At 57.0% G+C, this 18,107-nt stretch carries 15 protein-coding genes and 1 pseudogene; 11 read left to right on the top strand and 5 right to left on the bottom strand.

What is annotated here, in order from left to right; genetic code table 11:
- Positions 1 to 110: 110 nt before the first annotated feature.
- From CPH65_RS00290 to CPH65_RS00260, 7 genes are all read left to right on the top strand, one after another.
- On the top strand, positions 111 to 1,250 hold the full coding sequence (locus CPH65_RS00290; RefSeq protein ID WP_096171611.1) for a tyramine oxidase subunit B: 1,140 nt from the start codon (positions 111 to 113) through the stop codon (positions 1,248 to 1,250).
- Positions 1,251 to 1,337: 87 nt separating this feature from the next.
- Positions 1,338 to 1,760, top strand: a complete 423-nt coding sequence (locus CPH65_RS00285) for a Rid family hydrolase (protein WP_096171610.1) — start codon at positions 1,338 to 1,340, stop codon at positions 1,758 to 1,760.
- A gap of 21 nt (positions 1,761 to 1,781) precedes the next feature.
- Positions 1,782 to 3,083: an FAD-binding oxidoreductase gene (locus CPH65_RS00280; protein ID WP_096171609.1), complete on the top strand. Its 1,302-nt coding sequence runs from the start codon at positions 1,782 to 1,784 to the stop codon at positions 3,081 to 3,083.
- Positions 3,084 to 3,231: 148 nt separating this feature from the next.
- Entirely contained in the window at positions 3,232 to 4,176 is a 945-nt protein-coding gene (locus CPH65_RS00275) for a tripartite tricarboxylate transporter substrate binding protein (protein ID WP_096171608.1), read from the top strand.
- Positions 4,177 to 4,270: 94 nt separating this feature from the next.
- Positions 4,271 to 4,966: a tripartite tricarboxylate transporter TctB family protein gene (locus CPH65_RS00270; RefSeq protein WP_096171607.1), complete on the top strand. Its 696-nt coding sequence runs from the start codon at positions 4,271 to 4,273 to the stop codon at positions 4,964 to 4,966.
- A 34-nt stretch (positions 4,967 to 5,000) separates the two neighbouring features.
- Complete coding sequence (locus CPH65_RS00265; RefSeq protein WP_096171606.1) at positions 5,001 to 6,497, top strand: tripartite tricarboxylate transporter permease; 1,497 nt, start codon at positions 5,001 to 5,003, stop codon at positions 6,495 to 6,497.
- A 111-nt stretch (positions 6,498 to 6,608) separates the two neighbouring features.
- Complete coding sequence (locus CPH65_RS00260) at positions 6,609 to 7,589, top strand: AraC family transcriptional regulator (RefSeq protein ID WP_244574495.1); 981 nt, start codon at positions 6,609 to 6,611, stop codon at positions 7,587 to 7,589.
- A 31-nt stretch (positions 7,590 to 7,620) separates the two neighbouring features.
- Here CPH65_RS00260 and CPH65_RS00255 read toward each other — a convergent pair whose 3' ends face one another.
- Positions 7,621 to 8,490 (bottom strand): LysR family transcriptional regulator, encoded by an 870-nt coding sequence (locus CPH65_RS00255; protein WP_197703925.1) that lies wholly within the window; start codon positions 8,488 to 8,490, stop codon positions 7,621 to 7,623.
- Positions 8,491 to 8,609: 119 nt separating this feature from the next.
- On the opposite strand from CPH65_RS00255, the gene CPH65_RS00250 reads away from it, so the two are divergent.
- The 3 genes from CPH65_RS00250 to CPH65_RS00240 all read left to right on the top strand — a co-directional run bounded on the left by CPH65_RS00250 (position 8,610) and on the right by CPH65_RS00240 (position 12,214).
- Positions 8,610 to 9,443 (top strand): alpha/beta fold hydrolase, encoded by an 834-nt coding sequence (locus tag CPH65_RS00250; RefSeq protein WP_096171603.1) that lies wholly within the window; start codon positions 8,610 to 8,612, stop codon positions 9,441 to 9,443.
- A complete protein-coding gene (locus CPH65_RS00245; protein WP_096171602.1) occupies positions 9,440 to 9,994 on the top strand; it encodes a DUF4865 family protein in 555 nt (184 codons plus the stop codon). Before CPH65_RS00250 ends, CPH65_RS00245 begins: the two co-directional genes overlap by 4 nt.
- 156 nt (positions 9,995 to 10,150) lie before the next feature.
- Complete coding sequence (locus CPH65_RS00240; protein WP_197703924.1) at positions 10,151 to 12,214, top strand: hypothetical protein; 2,064 nt, start codon at positions 10,151 to 10,153, stop codon at positions 12,212 to 12,214.
- Between the two features lie 172 nt (positions 12,215 to 12,386).
- On the opposite strand, the gene CPH65_RS00235 is transcribed toward CPH65_RS00240, so the two are convergent.
- The 3 genes from CPH65_RS00235 to CPH65_RS00220 all read right to left on the bottom strand — a co-directional run bounded on the left by CPH65_RS00235 (position 12,387) and on the right by CPH65_RS00220 (position 15,943).
- Complete coding sequence (locus tag CPH65_RS00235) at positions 12,387 to 13,064, bottom strand: type 1 glutamine amidotransferase domain-containing protein (RefSeq protein ID WP_096171600.1); 678 nt, start codon at positions 13,062 to 13,064, stop codon at positions 12,387 to 12,389.
- 185 nt (positions 13,065 to 13,249) lie between these two features.
- The gene (locus tag CPH65_RS00230) at positions 13,250 to 14,407 is read right to left on the bottom strand and encodes an iron-containing alcohol dehydrogenase (RefSeq protein WP_096171599.1); all 1,158 of its coding nucleotides are present in this window, start codon (positions 14,405 to 14,407) and stop codon (positions 13,250 to 13,252) included.
- 570 nt (positions 14,408 to 14,977) lie between these two features.
- Entirely contained in the window at positions 14,978 to 15,943 is a 966-nt protein-coding gene (locus tag CPH65_RS00220) for an IS481 family transposase (protein WP_096171597.1), read from the bottom strand.
- 117 nt (positions 15,944 to 16,060) lie between these two features.
- Here CPH65_RS00220 and CPH65_RS00215 point away from each other — a divergent pair.
- Positions 16,061 to 16,464 (top strand): annotated as a pseudogene (locus CPH65_RS00215) (IS5 family transposase); the annotation flags it as partial.
- A gap of 39 nt (positions 16,465 to 16,503) precedes the next feature.
- On the opposite strand, the gene CPH65_RS00210 reads toward CPH65_RS00215, so the two are convergent.
- Complete coding sequence (locus tag CPH65_RS00210; protein WP_096171596.1) at positions 16,504 to 17,727, bottom strand: IS256 family transposase; 1,224 nt, start codon at positions 17,725 to 17,727, stop codon at positions 16,504 to 16,506.
- Between the last annotated feature and the right edge of the window lie 380 nt (positions 17,728 to 18,107).

Below are 18,107 nucleotides of genomic sequence, written 5' to 3'. Positions count from 1 at the left end.
GGCTATGTTTGGCGTAATATATCGAATCATTGGCGCATCTATCGATTGGCACACAGTGCGCAATGCCCGCTAATGGACCCATAAGTCTTCAAACAAACAGGGTCGAACCGATGAGCGAGCTCCCAAAAATCGATTTTCTCTATCTCAATGAACAGGACATGATCAAGGCTGGCGTCATGGATATGGCGGGCTGCGTCGACACCATGGAAGACATGTTCAAGCTGTTGCATTCCGGTGACTATCGCATGGCCGGTGCCAACAATGACAGTCATGGCGCAATGATCATGTTCCCTGAAGACTCGCCCTTTGAGACAATGCCCAAGCCGACAGCAGATCGGCGCTTCATGGCCATGCCCGCCTACCTCGGCGGCCAATATTGCACCGCTGGCGTGAAGTGGTACGGCTCCAACATCGCCAACCGCGACAAGGGACTGCCGCGCTCGATCCTGATGTTCACCCTCAACGATGCTGATACCAGCGCGCCGCTGGCCTATATGTCAGCCAACCTTCTGTCGGCCTACCGCACCGGCGCCGTGCCCGGTGTTGGTGCCCGCCATCTGGCGCGCAAGGACTCCAAGGTTGTCGGCGTGCAAGGACCCGGTGTGATGGGCAAGACCTCTCTTGCCGCCTTCATGGCCACCTGCCCCAAGCTCGATACGCTGAAGCTCTTGGGCCGCAGTCAGGCCTCGATTGACGGGTTCGTCGCATGGACCAAGGAAAACTATCCGCAGATTACCACCATCGAGATTGTCGATGATCTGGAAACGCTGGTGCGCGGCTCTGATATCATCACCTATTGCGCGTCTTGCGAGACAGGTGATGTCTCCAAATACCCGATCGTCAAGCGGGAATGGCTGAAAGCAGGGGCCTTTCTGTCGATGCCTGCCGCCTGTGAAATTGATGATGCAATGGAAGATGACAGTGTTCGCAAGGTCATGGACAACATCGGCCTTTATGATGCCTGGTTCGAAGAGCTGCCCAAGCCTGCCCACGTCTATGTGCCTGTCATCGGGGTGCGATTCCTTGACATGATCCATGAAGGCAAGATGACCCGCGACGCTCTGGAAGATCTGGGCGATATCTGCGCCGGTGCAGCTCCGGGCCGCCAGAATAACGAAGAGATCATCATCCTCTCCGTTGGCGGCATGCCTGTCGAGGATGTCGCTTGGGCAACGGTGCTCTATCGCAACGCTCTGGAAAAGGGCATCGGCACCAAACTCAATCTCTGGGATGAGCCTGTCCTGCGTTGATGCTTCTGAGATCGAACCACGAGCGCGTGGCTCGATCTCCCGCAAGCAATCGATCACTCATCGCGCATCGCCATTTGGAAAACCGATATGACCAAGATTACCAAAGTGAAGACCGGCACCAAGCTCGAAGAGGAAAGCAGCTATTCGCGCATCGTCATGGTGGATAATTGGATCTTTGTGTCCAACACCGCCGGGCGGAACCCGATCAGCAAGGAAATCCCTCAGGACATTACCGAACAGACCCATCAGGTTTTTGACAATATCGAGCGGGCCCTCAAAGGGGTAGGCTCTGGGCTACGGGATGTGGTGCAGACGCGCGTCTTCATCCAGACCCCGTCAGACACCCCCGCAGTGATGGGGATCTTTGGCGAAAAATTCCGCGGCGTTGATCCGACAACCACCGTCACCTGCCCACCTCTGGGATCGAGTGCCTACAAGGTCGAGCTTGAAGTCACGGCCTTTCGAGGCGCTCAGGAAGCCGAAGTCGATTATCTAACCCTGTCGAACTGATCCGACACGAAGGAAAAGCAAATGGCGCTGAAACTTCCCCCCGTCAAAAGCTCCCCCGACCTGCCTGCCAAAGCCACAGTGGCAATCATTGGCGGCGGCATCGTCGGAATTTCTGCAGCGCTCGCGCTGGCTGAGCGCGGCATTTCCGTGGTCGTTCTGGAGAAGGGACAGGTCGGCGCCGAGCAGTCGTCGCGCAATCTGGGCTGGATCCGCAAAACCCTCAGAGACCCGTCCGACATTCCGCTGGCTCTGGCTGCCGATCAGCTCTGGAGCCAGATGGCACAACGCACCGGTGTTGATGTCGGTTATCGTCAGAACGGCATCATGTTCGTCTCCGATGCTGACAAGGACATGGAGATGTATTCCAGCTGGTTTAAGGCAGCCTCGGAGTTATCTCCTGAGAGCCGGCTCATAACTCCTGACGAAATCGACCAATTGGCTCCCGGCTGCGAGCGCAAATGGAAAGGCGGGCTCTATACGCCGACGGATGGCTACGCCGAGCCGACCCTTGCGACCAGTGCACTGGCCAATGCAGCCATTGATAAGGGGGCCGTTATCGTCGAGAATTGCGCGGTGCGCGATCTGGCAATGACCGGTGGCCGCGTCAGTGGTGTCGTCACCGAAAAGGGCGAGGTTGCAGCAGAGCATGTCATTCTGGCCAGCGCCTTGTGGTCCCGCCGCTTTCTGGGCAATCGGGGCATTTCCTATCCGACCCTGCCTATGATTTGCTACGTTTTTCGCACCGCTCCCATCGAAGGGCCACAAGGTCCCAGTGAGATCGCCGTGGCTGGTCCCAATTTTTCGTTCCGAAAACATCAGGACGGCGGCTATGTGATCACCCACCGGGCGGCACTGGGCTCGCCGATCACGCTCGACCATCTGCTGATCGGGCTGCGCTATCTGAAAACCCTCAAGCATGCAGCGGGCATGATACGCCTCTTGATCGGCAAACCGTTCATTGAGGATCTGAAGCTGGCAAGGCGCTGGAAGGCAACGGATATATCCCCCTTCGAAAAGGTCCGCACCATGGACCCGCCCGCCGATGAGGCGATCAACAGTGAAGCGCTCGACAATATCATCAAGGCCTGGCCTCAATTCGCGAATGCCACCATCGAGGAAAGCTGGGCCGGCATGATCGACATCACCCCGGACAACAATCCGGTCTTCGGTGCCGTCGACAAGATCCCCGGCCTTACCCTCGCAACAGGGCTGTCCGGTCATGGTTTCGGAACCGGCCCGGCCGCCGGGCAATTGGCTGCGGATCTTGCAACGGGAGCCGATCCGATCGTCGATCCGTCACCCTATCGGTTTGACCGACTGTGACTGGACATAAGCGCCATTAGGGCAAGAAGACACGCAAGCCTCCTCCGAGGCGAATAATTTTGAAATAATAACAACAAAAGACATCGCATAGAGACACGCAAGACGGGCAAAGCGCCGGAAGAGTTGGATTGCACAGAAAGGATTGATTATGAAACTGATTAAAGCACTATCGATTGCATTGCTGACGATGAATGCCGCAACGGTGACCTCGGCCCTTGCCGAATATCCGGAAAAGCCAGTTCAATTCATCGTGCCGTTTCCTCCCGGTGATCTGGAAGATATCCTGACACGGCAGATTGCGGAGGGTTTTCAGGAAAAATATGGCGTGTCCACGGCTGTTGTAAACAAGCCAGGCGGCGGCGGCGGCCCGTTCCCCGGCGCGGTTGAAGCATCATTTGCACCGGCAGACGGTTATGTGGTGGGCTCCTTTGTCGCCGATGTGCCGGTCATTGGCCCGGAGATCGGAATTCCGCCTCTCAACCCGTTCCCGTTTGAGCCGCTGGGGCATTTTCTGACCTATCCTTTCATTGTCGTAGCCAAAGGGGATGCGCCCTTCAGCAATTTTGAAGAGCTGGCAACCTACGCCAAGGACAATCCGGTGACGCTGGGCCATTTCGGCAACGGCGCAATCCCGACAGATTCAGTGTTGGCGCTGGCGGCCCAAAAGGGCTTCTCGTATAAATCCGACGCCCCGTTCGATGCCCTTGATTGCAATACTCTCGCATCAGGAGACGTCGACGTGATCACCACCACCGTCCAGCAGGTTCGTCCGTGCCTCGATGATCTCAACGTGCTTTTCTCTATTGGTCACGAAAGGATCAGCATGCTGCCCGACGTGCCCACCATGGGAGAAATCGAACCCGGGCTCAACATTGGCACATGGAATGGCCTGTTCGTGAAAACCGGTACGCCTCAGGACGTCAAGGACAAGATCATTGCCGTTGCAAAAGAGGTCGTGATGTCGGCCCCGGCCCAGAAAATTGCCGAAGAAACCGGTGCAAAGGTCTACTGGAAGGATGCCGAGGCAACCGCGACACAGATTACCGAAGATCGCAAGACCGTGGCGAAAATCCAGGAATTGATTGCCAAATAGCCAACAATTGGTCCCAAGGCGGCTGATGGCACGAGACTTGCGTCAGCCGCCCTGGACATTGCATGAATTTGTTCATCTATAAAGGATTGTGAAAATGGGACAGTCGACAGCCGCCGCTCGCAACCGCCCTCTGGTGCGGAGCTCTCGCGTTGCCAGAGTGAGAACCGCACGGATCTACAATCGATACAAGCGATATGCCGTTCCGCGCCTACGGGTCATGAAGCCGGTCTTCACGCGCTATCACGGGCCTGTCATTGAACAGTTCCGCTCGATCAGCCCACTGTTTGTGCGTGACCATCGGTCCGGTGATTTTGCCTTTTCCATTCTGATCTTCGCAATTTCGATTGCGTTGTTCGCCAGTCTGGGTAGTCAGATAACGTGGATCGAAGGCAAGCCGTTGCCCGCTCAGCCGGGCTTCTGGCCATCGATTGCCATCGGCTCGATGCTTCTGTTCTCAAGCCTCAACGTCATCAGCGCCTTTGTCTCGGAAGAAAAAGAGGGGCGATGGAAAGAAGTGATGGTCTGGCTGCGCAGCCTCGAATTTGCAGGCTGGTTCATTGCCTATGTCTTTCTGGTGCCAAAGCTTGGCTATCTGCCCACGTCCATCGCCTTCGGGGCGTTGCTTGCATGGCGCGTCGGCTATAAGCGCGAAGGCATTCTGATCGCTGCTGTGGCGGGTTTGCTGACGGTTGTTGTCTTCAAATCCTTCATCGGCGCCCAGATTCCGGGTGGCGAGATCTACAATTATCTGCCATCTCAGGTGCGCCCCTTCATGCTCACCTATCTATGATGCGATCAGTGTTCCTCCAATAAAGGAAATCCCGATGGAAGCGTTTCTAGGCGGATTGGATTTGCTGCTGAATTGGCAGGTCTTGGCAGCCGTTGTCATCGGATCGGTGGGCGGCGTCATCATCGGCGCCATTCCGGGTGTCGGCCCGCCCATCGCGATCGCCATTCTGCTGCCCGTCAGTTTTGCCCTGCCTCCTCTGGTCGGCCTGACCATGCTGCTTGGCATCTACGGCTCGTCCATGTATGGCGGCGCACTGCCGGCAATCCTGATCAACACGCCCGGAACACCGGTCAATGCTCTGACCACCTATGATGGCTATCCCCTGACCCAGAAGGGCGAGGCGGGACGCGCGTTGAAGCTGGCCTATAGCGCCTCTCTTTTCGGCGGTCTTTTCTCGATTGCCTGCTTTGTGCTCATGGCGCCCGTGCTCGCCTGGATCGCACCGCAATTTGGCAGTCGGGAGATCTTTCTTGCCGCCCTGCTCGGCGTCATCATGGTGGTCTTTGCCCATCAGAACCAAATGCTCGCCGCAGGCATGCTCACCGCCTTTGGCATTTTTCTCAGCACCATTGGTCTGGATACGACAAGCTACACCATGCGCTTCACCTTCGGGCAATCGTGGTTGGTCTCGGGCGTTGATCTGATCGTGGTGACAACCGGGCTCTTTGCTCTCAGTCAGGCCTTTGTCTTGCTGGTCGACAAGGACGAGGACTTTAAACCCGAGCCGATCAAGGGCTCGCTCTTTGGCGGCTTGGGCGAGATACTGCGCCACAAGCGAATTGCCTCCTTTGCCGCCGGATGCGGCACCGTCATGGGGATCATGCCCGGCGTCGGAGAATTCACTGCACAGTTTCTGTCCTACACCTATGCCCGCCGGACATCTGCGACACCTGAAGAGTTTGGCAAAGGCTCAGCTGAAGGGCTGATCGCTTCGGAATCGGCCAACAACGCGGTTCCCGTTGCTGCGACCATTCCCCTTCTTGCCCTAGGCATCCCGGGCGAGGCACTGACGGCAATGATGCTGTCCGTCTTCTACGTTCACAACGTCGTTCCCGGTCCGCAGCTGTTCCAGAGCCACATGGATTTCGTGATGGCGCTCTATATTGCGCTGTTCGCCATCAATATCATCGTCTTCCTGTTCCTGTTGAGCACAACGAACCTGCTTTTGAAGGTTCTGCAGATCCCGACGCGGCTGCTTGGGGTCTTCATCTTCCTGCTCGGGTTCGTTGGCGTCTACACCCTTCGCAACTCCATCAATGACTGCATCATCGCAGCGGGGTTTGGTGTTCTGGGCGTCATCCTGCGCCGCCTCGATCAGCCGATCGTGCCAATCATTCTGGGCATGGTGCTGGGCAATATCATGGAAGTGAAACTGCGCAGCGCCATGCCGCGCATTGACGGCCCGCTGGATTTCGTCAACCGTCCAATCGCTGCGATCATCTTTGCCATCATCGTGTTCGTCGTTGCCCGTCAGATCCGCGCCACCTATCTCAACTGGCGCGATGGACATCAGGCGACCGAGGACCAGTAACGCCGGAGCTAACGCAAACGACTTTAAATGTGCCAGAAATCCGATAGACTGCGCCAAAGGGATCCCGAAGGCCGCGAAAGGGACCGAATAAGCGATCAGGCGAGGCGCATCATGTCTGGACTACCCTCCGTACGCGCATCCGTGCTTCTGCCGCTGGTGCAGCAGATTGACACCACCTGGGGCAAAGGCGACATCCTGCTTGCCCTGCACGGGATCTTGCGCTCTCAGCTTGAGGACCCTTACGCGCGGGTGTCCATGTCGCGCTATGTCGCTCTGTTCGAGGATGCCGCGACCCTGATCAAGGAACGTCACCTCGGTGCCATGCTGGGTCTTGGCACCAAGCCGGGAGACCTCGGTCCGGCCGGGCTTCTCTTCTCCATGTCATCGACCATACGCCGCGCGTTTGAACGGGTGACGTCAAACGTCCAGTCGCTTCAGGGTGCCACGTCGAGCGGGCTGCTGGAAGATGGCGACGAGCTTATCTGGAACTACCGCATCGCAGATGAGAGCATCTGGCCGCGCAGGCAGGATAGCGAGTTTACTATCTCGACGACGCTGCAGATGGTTCGCTCCTTCTTCGATCCTGACTGGACGCCGCTGGAGATCCATTTCGAACATGGCGAACCAAGCGGCTTGAAGGAATTGGAAAAACTGTTTCACGCCCCGCTCGTCTTCGGTCAATCGAGCAACCGGATCATCTTTGATCGAGAAGAGGCAGACAAGCGCTACCGGGTCGAGGATCCTGCGTTGACAACCATCATCGAGCGTCACCTCTCCGACATCATCGGCGAAGTCGATGGCACCTTGTCGTTTTCCAACAAGGTTCGGTCCTATATTGACATCCACATAGCGCACAAGCGCATAACCCTTGGTGAAATCGCCGCTGAATTGAAAACCTCACCGAGAACCTTGCAAAGACGCCTCGCCGAAGAGGGCACCTCGTTGCGCTCCCTGATCGAGAGCCACCGCCATTCCGTGATGGATCACCTGTTGGAGGCGAAGATCAAGAAGAACCGCATCGCCGAAACCCTCGGCTATGCCGATTCAACCACCTTCTGGCGCGCAAGGCGCAACTGGCAGGACGATCAGTAGACGGCGCTTATGTGGCCTGGCGCTGGAAGGGTTACGCCACACGGTGCTTGACCGGATCAAAAGCAAGGCAGATCTGATCGACCAGCGCCTGCACAGCGCGAGAATTGGCGTTTTTCCGCACCCGCGCGACGGTCGCAAAGCGGGGAGGCTGGGCAAATCCCTCGCTGATGATCTCCAGATCATCGTCCACCATGTGGGCATTGATCATTGCCACGCCGAGACCGGATTTCAGGGACTCGATGATGCCCGACATGCTGGCGCACTTCATGACCGTTGACAGGCCATGGGGCGGCAAGGGATCGCTTTCGATGGCCCAGAGCCGATAGAAGCAATTTTCCGCAAAGGCCAGAAACGGGATGGGCCTTTCGAAGTTCAGGTCGAAATCACGCGACTTGGCCCAGACGAGGGCCGCCTCGTTCAACACGATATCGTCCTGTCGCCGTTGATCGGGAAACAGCTGAAACACGCCGACATCAAGCTCGCCGCGCTCCAGTTGTTCCTGGATGATCAGACTCTGAGACACCTCGGTGAAGACCGCCACATCCGGCTGAAGCCTTGAAAAGTGCCCTAGAACGCGCGCCAATGTGCCCTGAACCGTCTGTTCGGTGATCCCAAGGCGAATGACACCATTGAGCGGATCGGTGCTCAGGCTGGTGAGCGCCTCGTTATTGATCGAGAGGATGCGGCGGGCATATCCAAGCATCCTTTCTCCTTCTGGCGTGAAGAGCGACTGGCCCGTTTGGCGGCTCAGCAACTGGCAGCCAAGCCTGTCTTCAAGGCGTCGGATCTTGTGCGACACCGCAGACTGGGACAACGCCAGCACCACCGCCGCACGTGAAACCCCGCCATGATCCCTGATGGCGCAAAGGGCCTGCAAGGCACCGATATCAAGTTTTGTCATCATGAATTGATATATGACAAATTTAGATCAAAAATGCAATTCATTTCATTTTTGTCATCTATTCGCCTGTTCTATGCTGCCTTCCAAGCGCCTCACGAAAAGGCCCAAGGGAGACACCGATGGACTACAGCCTCACTGACCATGTCATCATCGAGGGAAACGCGGTTGCCTGGGGCAAGGTGGGCTCCGGCCCCGCCCTCGTCGCCATCCACGGCACACCGTTTTCCGCGCAGGTGTGGCGCAAGATCATTCCGCATCTGATGGATGTCAGAACGATCTACTATTTCGATCTTGTCGGCTATGGCCAATCGGAAATGCGCGTGAGGCAGGACGTCTCGCTCGGTGTTCAGAACAGGGTGCTTGCCGCTCTCATCCGCGAATGGGGCCTCGAGCGCCCGGACGTACTGGCGCATGATTTTGGGGGCGCCACGGCTTTGAGAGCGCACTATCTGGATGGTGTACGCTATGGCTCGCTGACCCTGTTCAATGCCGTTGCCCTGTCTCCATGGGGCTCTCCCTTCGTGCAGCATGTGCGCGCGCATGAAACAGCGTTTGCGCGGATGCCGGAAACCATGCACCTAGCGCTCCTTCGCTCCTACCTGCAAGGCGCAGCGCACACCCCTTTGTCCGAAGAAGCGCTGGAGATCTATTGCGCGCCATGGCTCGGACCCGTGGGACAACCTGCCTTCTATCGGCAGATCGCTCAGATGGACGCCTGCTACACCGACGAGATCGAACCGCTTTATCAGCGGATGGATTGTCCGGTGACCGTCCTTTGGGGACAGGAAGACCAGTGGCTCCCCCGAGAGCAGGGCGAGGCATTGGCTGCAAGGCTCTCGGACAAGCCTTGCGTTCACATCGAAGGGGCAGGGCATCTGGTTCAGGAAGATTGCCCCGAGGCCATCGTGGCCGTCCTGCTCAAACAGCAAAACCAAAAGGACCCAAGCAAATGATAGCGATGCAATATAGTTTCACCTTGCCCGCAGACTACGACATGGAGCGCATCGACCGGCGGATTCGCGAGAAAGGGGCCGCGCTCGATGGCTTTGCACGGCTGCGCTTCAAGGCCTATCTCTCGGCCAGAAAGCACCCTGAGGACGGGTCCACCGCGCAGAATCTCTATGCCCCTTTCTACCTGTGGGACGAGGCCGAAGGCGCAAGTGCCTTTCTTTCGCATCCCGGATTTGCGGGCGTGACGCAAAGCTTTGGCTGGCCATCGGTGCAAATCTGGTTGCCGTGGGGCGTTCGCGTGGCGGAGGATCTTCATTCTGCGACTTTCGCCACGCGAACGATTGCACCGATTGATCCCTTTTCTGATATGGCAAGGATCCGCGATGCGCTTGAAGCACGGGTCGAGATCGCCCGAGATGCTGGCGCATTGGCAACCGTCACCGGCTTCGACCCGACCAACTGGAAATCTGTCGATTTCAGCCTTTGGGCTGAAGACCCCGAAGGGCTCGGCGACACCTGCCAGATCTATGATGTCGGATATGTTGCCACCTAGGTCAACGCGCTCCACAGATCCGTGATTGAGGGCTTCACATTGAGGCCGTGTTTGTCACTATAACGAAAGGACCCGAGTGAATCGCCGCACCCAACCCCGATGGGCGGCCGACCTGCGGCGTTGACACACCGCGCCCGATCAACTGGAGCCATTGGATTGAGCGATCGTGTTTCCAAAAGAACTGCAGAACCGCCCATAGAGCCACCCATGGTGCTGGCAGGTCCCATCATTCGCCGGGCTGAGGCGGGTCGACTGGCGATATGGTTGGCAGCAAGAGTGAAGACTGCTGTGCGGTTGGAGCTTTTCCCGCCCGCTGAGGACAGTCTGACCGTCGAACTCGAGCCAGACGATCCCGATATGCTCTGGCTGCCGGCCGGAACGCACCTTCACTATCTATTGATCGATCTGCAGCTTCATTGCGATCTTCCCAAGGAAGAGCTGATCTCCTATCGCCTCAGTCTGCGTGCCCCGGACCCGGAGGGCGCTGGCAAGCGCTGGCTGGTTCATACGGACTGGGCGCCGGATATCTGCTATCCGGGCCGTACGTTGCCGTTCATTCGCATCCCGAACAAGGTGTCCTGTGTGATGCACGGGTCATGCCGCAAACCGCACAGCCCCTGCGGCGACGGTCTGGTGGCGGCGGACCGGATGGTTGAGCAGTCTCTTAAGGCTCAGGTTTCTGACATTGATACCGACGGTGAGGCGCAAAGGGCCGCGGATGAAGACACAAGCCCCTCCATGCCGGAGCTCTTGGTGCTGAGCGGCGATCAGGTCTATGTGGACGATGTCGCCGGCCCGATGATTGAGGCCATTACGGCACTGATCGAGTGCCTTGACCTTCCTGACGAGGATTTGCCCGGTATCCAAAGCGGCCTGCCGCAAAGCGGGCACGACCTCATGGAAGAGGGGGGCATGCTCTATCGACGTGATCAACTGCTGCCGAAGATCGATCAGAAAGCATCGGTATTTGATGTCCTGTTCGGCGGAACGCGCAAACCGATCTTCACCTCGCAACACGCCAGAAATCATCTGCTGACCTTGGCTGAAATGCTGGCGATGTATCTGCTGGTCTGGTCCCCAACTGGCTGGACGCTTTTGCCGGACAGGAAAGCCCCCAACGGCCTTTCCGGCAAGGATCGCCGGATGTATAACGAGGAAAGCGCCGAGATGGACGCTTTCGTTGCCAACTTGTCCAAGGTGCGTCGCCTCTTGGCCCACGTGCCGACCGCGATGATCTTCGACGATCATGATGTCAGCGATGACTGGAACCTGTCGCTGGCATGGGAGAAGGCCGCTTACAGCCACCCTCTGTCGCGCCGCGTGATCGGCAATGCGCTGCTCGCCTACGGCATCAATCAGGGCTGGGGCAACCGTCCGCAAACCATCAGCGAAGATCTCAAGGATGCATTTCGGCAGGCACTGGAGAAACCGGGCACTGATGCGCACGAGGCCGCGATTGATGAGATCCTTGATTATCAGAAGTGGGATTTCGAATGGCCGACCGATCCTCCCTTGATCGCGCTCGATACCCGTACCCGTCGCTGGCGATCCGAACGCAACAGCCATTTTCCGTCCGGGTTGCTCGACTGGGAAGCCGTCACGGATCTGCAGGCGCGGCTTCGAAACAGGGATGCCGTTCTGCTCGTCTCGGCGGCACCCATCTTCGGTGTAAAGCTCATCGAAGTGGTCCAAAAGCTTTTCACCACACTGGGCAAGCCGCTGATGGTGGATGCGGAATACTGGATGGCCCATCCGGGAACTGCAAGCGCGATCCTCAATGTTTTTCAGCACAGCAACACACCGCGCCACTTCGTCATCCTGTCCGGTGACGTCCACTATTCCTTCGTTTATGATGTGCAATTGCGCAACGCTCGCTGGTCGCGCACCGGCAAGGCGGATCAGGATCCCGAAATCTGGCAAATCTGTTCGAGCGGCATCAAGAATAAATGGCCCGACAGACTGATCGCCTTGCTTGACCATGGCAATCGCTGGGCTTTCTCGCCGCGTTCGCCCCTCAACTGGCTGACCAAGCGGCGTGGTATGCGCGTCGTTCCCCGCAAACCGGTCGGAACCGCGCACGGTCGCCGGATCCTCAATGCCTCAGGCATCGGCATCGTCGAATTGAGCGATGACGGCTCACCAATCCGGATCACGCAAGTCACCTCCGATGGAGATGTCTATCCCTTCGAACCACGCGAAGGGGAAGCCAGACTGGATTGATCGAAACCCCGGCGGCTTTCCTAGGCTGTCCTCGCTTGGTTCGCTGCATGGAAAAGGGCGGACCCGCAGTGGATCCGCCCCAATCGAAAGCTGTAGTGCCTGGTTGAAGCCCATCAAGTGTCTGGTCTTGCGAACGAGACGTGCTTCTTGGTGCCGATTATGTCAGCGTTTTTTATTTCAGCAACGCCACGATTTCTTTCGCAGCGGCAGCAGATGAGGCCGGGTTCTGGCCCGTGACCAGCTTGCCATCACGTAACACGAAGCTGCCCCAGTCCGGGCCTTTTTCATAAAGGCCGCCATTTGCCTTGAGCATATCTTCAACAAGGAACGGCACAACCGCGGTCAGCCCCGCGCCCTCTTCTTCGGTGTTGGTAAAGCCCGTCACCTGGCGGCCGGAAACCAGCGGTTTGCCGTCCTTGCCTTGGGTGTGGCGGAACACGGCAGGAGCGTGACAGACCGCGCCAACCGGCAGGTCCGCGCCAGCGAACGCTTCGATCAAGCGTTTGCTGTCCGCATCTTCGGCAAGATCCCACAGAGGGCCATGGCCACCCGGATAGAAGACGGCGTCAAACCCGTCTGCGGTCACGTCCGAGAGCGTCAGCGTGTTGGCCAGATGCTTCTGCGCTTCGCTGTCATCCTTGAAGCGGCGGGTGTCATCGGTCTGTGCGTCCGGGCTGTCGCTGCTGGGATCAATTGGCGGCTGACCACCTTTGGGCGAGGCCAATGTGATGTCAGCGCCTGCGTCTTTGAATACATAATAGGGGGCCGCAAATTCTTCCAGCCAGAAGCCGGTTTTGTTGCCGGTGTCCCCAAGGGCGTCATGGGATGTGAGTACCATTAGAATTTTCATGATCTTGTTTCCAGTTCCCGTCAGCGCGGCGTACGCGCTTGTGAAATTATTCCCCGTTCAGCAACCCGATGTGCTTTTCGCGATATTAGAGTGTGTCGCTTTCAAAGGGCATTGGGGTGCAGTCAGGCGCACCGCCAGCAAAAGCTGGCGGTTTGTTGCTCGGTCTTGGTGAAGGTCGCGATTTCTTATTGGGCCGCTTCAAGAATGCGGCGCGCATCATCGGGCGTGATGGCACCATGCTCGCCGAGCGCGGTCATGCCGTGATCCTTCAAGGCGGCGACAATGTGGTCAATGCCAGACGCGGCAACATCATAGTCGCCCAGCCGTGTCTTGATGCCCATGGACTCAAAGAACCCGCGGGTGGCTTCGATGGCAGCGTCGATCCGCTCATCGTCGGAGCCTGTGCGGATGTCCCAGACGTTGGCAGCATATTGCAGCAGTTTTTCGCGTTTCGGGCCGCGCTGATCGTTCATCAGCGAAGGCAACACAACAGCCAGGGTCCGCGCGTGATCGGTATCGTTGAGCGCAGTAATCTCATGCCCGATCATGTGGCTTGCCCAGTCCTGCGGAACCCCGGCACCGATCAAGCCGTTGAGTGCCAGCGTCGCCGTCCACATCAGGTTGGCACGAATGTCATAGTCCTTGGGTGTTTCCAGTGCTTTCGGCCCGAGATCGATCAGGGTGCGCAGCAGGGTTTCGGCAAATCCGTCCTGAACCTGCGCCGCAGCAGGGTAGGTGAGATACTGCTCGATGATATGAACAAAGGCATCGGCAACGCCGTTCGCGATTTGGCGTGGAGGCAGCGTGTAGGTCACCTCTGGGTCAAGTACTGAAAAGGCGGGATAGCAATGGGCGCTCATGAAGGGGAGCTTTGCGCCCTTTTCAGCGTTGGTGATCACCGAGCCGGCGTTCATCTCAGACGCTGTGGCTGGCAGTGTCAGCACCGAACCGAAGGGCATGGCGCCCTTCACGACCGCCCCGTGCGTGGTCAGGATTTCCCAAGGGTCGCCATCATAAAGAGCAGCGGCCGCAATGAATTTGGTGGCGTCGATAACCGACCCGCCGCCAACGGCAAGCAGGAATGTTATGTCTTCCTTGCCAATCATCTCAACGGCCTTCAATGCAGTCGCAAAACGGGGATTCGGTTCGATCCCGCCGAATTCAACGATCGTGCGACCGGCGAGTGCTTCACGCACCTGAGCCAGAACGCCAGTCCGTTCCGCGCTCCCGCCGCCATAGATGACAAGGACCTTGGCGTCAGCAGGAACCTGATCTTTCAGATCCGCGATGCGGCCCTTGCCAAACAGAATATGCGTGGGATTGCGAAAATCGAAATTTTTCATTGGTCAAGGTCTCTTCTGTTTCAATGTGCAAGTGCACGTCGATCATTTCGCGTGTGTTGTTGCAAGTTGGTGAAAACGGCTGCGTCTCCTAGACTAGGCGCTAAGCGTCAGTCTCGATCTTCCACGGCAAACGGTTGGGTGATCTAAAGGTAACCCCGGCTGTGCCCTTGATGGAAACCACAAGACGATGCGCCTGTTCCCTAGCAACAGAAATAAGTACATCTAGCAGTATTTCAAGGTTGTCGGCGAAGGCCTTGCGGCCAACAAGAGCATGGCCGTTGAAGCTCACCGCAACCGGACAGCGTTCACTTCTGGTGCCATAGTCGGCTCTGGAGCGGTTATCAGCGCTTTCTCGCGAAATGTTCTCAAAGCGGATGTATGCGCAAGCTTCAGTCTCGTGCAAAGTCGCGCCGCGCTGCTACACTTTATAAAGCTTATCCAACGGTTGACTGTGTCCATTCGGCTTTTTGATTTCACATTCTATAGGAAAGAAATCATACATTATTACAATCGCTTATAGGGGATTTTAGGCTTGACTTTAGTCCTCGCTTTTGGGAGCAGGGGACCAATTTAGGCGTTCGGTCCCGGGATTTGATGGATCGGATTCATTTTGAATCTTTCCGGATCCTCTGTCCACTTTTTGCAGATAAATTCGTATGGGGTCAGCCCCCTTAGCGTCTTCAATCGTCTAGCGAAGTTGTAGGCATCTATGAAAACAGCCAGATGCTTCTGGAGTTGCTCGTGATCGTCGTAATGGAACCGTATGACGGTGGCATCCTTAATAGTCCGGTTCATCCTCTCGACCTGACCGTTGGTCCTTGGGTGCTTCACTTTTGTCAGGCGGTGTTCAATGCCGTTTCCAGTGCAGACCCGGTCAAAGATGTGCTGGAACTCATGGAGATCGCGAGACCGATTGGTGAACTGGATGCCATTGTCGTTCAGAACAGTATGGATGGTATAGGGCACAGTGGCGACCAGATTGCGCAGGAACTGTGCAGCATTCATCTTTCCTGCCTTGGTATAGAGTTCAACGAAGGCATACTTGGAAGTCCGGTCAATAGCCACAAAGAGATAGAGCTTGCCTTCAGCTGTCTGTACCTGGGCAATATCGATATGGAAATAGCCGATCGGATAGCTCTTGAAACGCTTCTTTGGCTGCTTGTCGCCTTCGACACTCGGTAGTCGCGAAACTCCGTGTCGTTGCAGGCATCTGTGCAGTGAAGAGCGCGTCAGATGCGGGATTGTCGGCTGGAGTGCATAAAGGCAGTCGTCGAGAGGCAACAAGGTATGCCTGCGGAAGGCGACAATGGTCGCTTCTTCTTGCCGCGAAAGCACAGTCGAACGTGGCTCCTTCGGTCCGGTTCTTAAGTCCGCTTGTGAGGTGCGCGTCTTCCACTTGACGACCGTTTTCTGATTGATGCCGTATCGCTTGGAAAGCACTCTCAGGCTCTCTTGACTATTTTGTATTGCTCGACGGACTGCCTCTGTCGTCGTGGCGCTGCCGTGTAGAACTCGGCCCTTAGTGCTTCCCTCCATTCAAATGAGAAAGGTGCACCATCAAAGCATGGGATCAAACATTTTTAGGTCGTAAACTCATAAACGGTTTCACATCAGATGCTTGATTTGATTCAATGGTCTTTGCAAAGGAGGGCCTTGATGAGACGTCGCTTTGATTTGACAGATTTCGAATGGTCGACAATCGCACCGCTTCTACCACAAAAGAGCCGTGACGTGCCGCGCGTCGATGACCGGCGGGTTATCAATGGCATACTTTGGCGGTTTCGCACTGGTAGCCCATGGGCCGACATACCGGAACGTTATGGACCATATACGGCCTGTTATAATCGCTTTGTGCGCCGGCGCCGAGCAGGTGTTTGGGATCACTTGCTTGATGCAATCTCGTCCGCTTTCGATGGTGACATCCAGATGATTGCCTCATCATGTGTCCGAGTGCACCAGCATGGAGCGACCGGTAAAAAGGGGGATCCAATCGAGGCATGGGACATTCCAGGGGCGGCCTGACGACAAAGATACACGCGCTTGTCGATGCTGATGGACTTTGGGACTATGCAGAATTTTGTGCCCTGGCGCTTTGATTACGCCATTTGGAAACGATCTTCGAACATTATTGCGAACTGGCTTTTCACTGAGTGCCATTCGCGCACGGAGCGTTTCCATTCCACAGAGGTAGCATTTAGCGCGAGATAAATCAATTTCGCAGCTGCCTCGTCACTGGGGAAATGCCCGCGGGAGCGAACGGCCCGGCGGATTTTCGAGTTCAGTGCTTCAATGGCGTTCGTGGTGTAGATCAGCCTGCGCACTTGGGGCGGATAGTCAAGGAACGGGATCACCTCGTTCCAAGTCCGGCGCCAACTCGGTGCGATTGCCGGGTATTTGGCGGCAAGGTCGCTGTTTTCGAACTCCGCCAGCGCCGCCTCCGCGGCTGTGGCGTCCACAGCGGTGTAGACAGCCTTAAGAGCCGCTGCGACGGCCTTGCGATCCTTGTAGCTGGCAAAGCTCATGGAATGGCGCAGCAGATGCACGATACAGGTCTGGACCTGGGTCTGAGGAAAGGCTGCCTCGATGGCCTGGGGGAAGCCCTTCAGACCGTCCACGACGGCGATGAGAATGTCCTGAACGCCACGGTTGCGCAGATCGCTGAGAACTTTAGCCCAGAACTTGGCACCCTCATTGGCCTGGAACCAAAGCCCCAGAACGTCGCGGGTGCCGTCCGGGAGAACAGCCAGGGCCACAAAAACCGCCTTGTTCAGAACCACGCCGTCGGTGCGGATCTTGACCCGGATCGCGTCCATGAACACAATCGGATAACACGGTTCCAGCGGGCGGTTCTGCCAGGCGGTCACTTCCTCCATCACGGCATCGGTGATCGCCGAAATCAGGCTCGGGGACGCCTCTATACCATAGATATCCTCGATATGCCCCTGGATCTCGCGGGTCGTCATCCCGCGCGCGTACATGCTGATGATCTTGGTGTCGAACTCGGGAAAGCGGCGCTGATACTTGGCGATCAGCAGAGGATCAAAGCTGCCGTTGCGGTCACGGGGAATGTCGAGAATGACCTTCCCGCTGTCGGTGGTCACCGTCTTCTGGCTGCGGCCATTGCGACGATTTAGCGCCTGGTTCGCGCCTTCAGGCGGCGCATCGGCGCGTTCTTCGGTCAGATGCTCGTCCAGTTCGGCGCTCAGGGCTCGTTCGGCCAGCGCCTTGGTCAGTTCTTGCAGAATCCCGTCCTCTCCGAACAGATCGCCCGCTTTGCGGCCTTCCATCAGATGATCCAAAAGGGCTTTGTCGATGCTCATACGTGGGTCTCCTCATATTAGAGTTACCACGCCAGGGCACAAAATTCTCCATAGTCCCATGGTATAATCCATCTTTATTGCCATAGCGAGGCATGTAGGAAGGGCGTAGGTAAGTAAGGACAAACGATCAACGAGACAGGGTTGGGAGAACCAGACACAGGCGGTGCGCCGCAGAGCGCGCGTATCCGAATTGGACCCGACCCGCGTATCTCCATACGGGCCCGTGGCGTGTTGATGCCACATCTGGAGGCCGAACACACGACAGCACCTGATCCTTGTTCATATTGACCAAAAACTTCTTGCATTTTCCGGGGTGTCCACACACGGCCTTTTGATCGACACGCGGGTCGTGGCCATGTTGGAGTTACGCTCGCACCGTG

The organism is Cohaesibacter sp. ES.047 (assembly GCF_900215505.1).
Lineage (GTDB): Bacteria > Pseudomonadota > Alphaproteobacteria > Rhizobiales > Cohaesibacteraceae > Cohaesibacter.
The sequence above is the reverse complement of the archived record's forward strand: the minus strand, read 5'-3'. Positions and strand labels throughout refer to the sequence as shown.

Bases quoted from the DNA above. Each gene is read 5' to 3' on its own strand.
- CPH65_RS00290 (WP_096171611.1), top strand. From the start codon at position 111: ATGAGCGAGCTCCCAAAAATCGATTTTCTCTATCTCAATGAACAGGAC.
- CPH65_RS00285 (WP_096171610.1), top strand. From the start codon at position 1,338: ATGACCAAGATTACCAAAGTGAAGACCGGCACCAAGCTCGAAGAGGAA.
- CPH65_RS00280 (WP_096171609.1), top strand. From the start codon at position 1,782: ATGGCGCTGAAACTTCCCCCCGTCAAAAGCTCCCCCGACCTGCCTGCC.
- CPH65_RS00275 (WP_096171608.1), top strand. From the start codon at position 3,232: ATGAAACTGATTAAAGCACTATCGATTGCATTGCTGACGATGAATGCC.
- CPH65_RS00270 (WP_096171607.1), top strand. From the start codon at position 4,271: ATGGGACAGTCGACAGCCGCCGCTCGCAACCGCCCTCTGGTGCGGAGC.
- CPH65_RS00265 (WP_096171606.1), top strand. From the start codon at position 5,001: ATGGAAGCGTTTCTAGGCGGATTGGATTTGCTGCTGAATTGGCAGGTC.
- CPH65_RS00260 (WP_244574495.1), top strand. From the start codon at position 6,609: ATGTCTGGACTACCCTCCGTACGCGCATCCGTGCTTCTGCCGCTGGTG.
- CPH65_RS00255 (WP_197703925.1), bottom strand. From the start codon at position 8,490: ATGACAAAACTTGATATCGGTGCCTTGCAGGCCCTTTGCGCCATCAGG.
- CPH65_RS00250 (WP_096171603.1), top strand. From the start codon at position 8,610: ATGGACTACAGCCTCACTGACCATGTCATCATCGAGGGAAACGCGGTT.
- CPH65_RS00245 (WP_096171602.1), top strand. From the start codon at position 9,440: ATGATAGCGATGCAATATAGTTTCACCTTGCCCGCAGACTACGACATG.
- CPH65_RS00235 (WP_096171600.1), bottom strand. From the start codon at position 13,064: ATGAAAATTCTAATGGTACTCACATCCCATGACGCCCTTGGGGACACC.
- CPH65_RS00230 (WP_096171599.1), bottom strand. From the start codon at position 14,407: ATGAAAAATTTCGATTTTCGCAATCCCACGCATATTCTGTTTGGCAAG.
- CPH65_RS00220 (WP_096171597.1), bottom strand. From the start codon at position 15,943: ATGGAGGGAAGCACTAAGGGCCGAGTTCTACACGGCAGCGCCACGACG.
- CPH65_RS00210 (WP_096171596.1), bottom strand. From the start codon at position 17,727: ATGAGCATCGACAAAGCCCTTTTGGATCATCTGATGGAAGGCCGCAAA.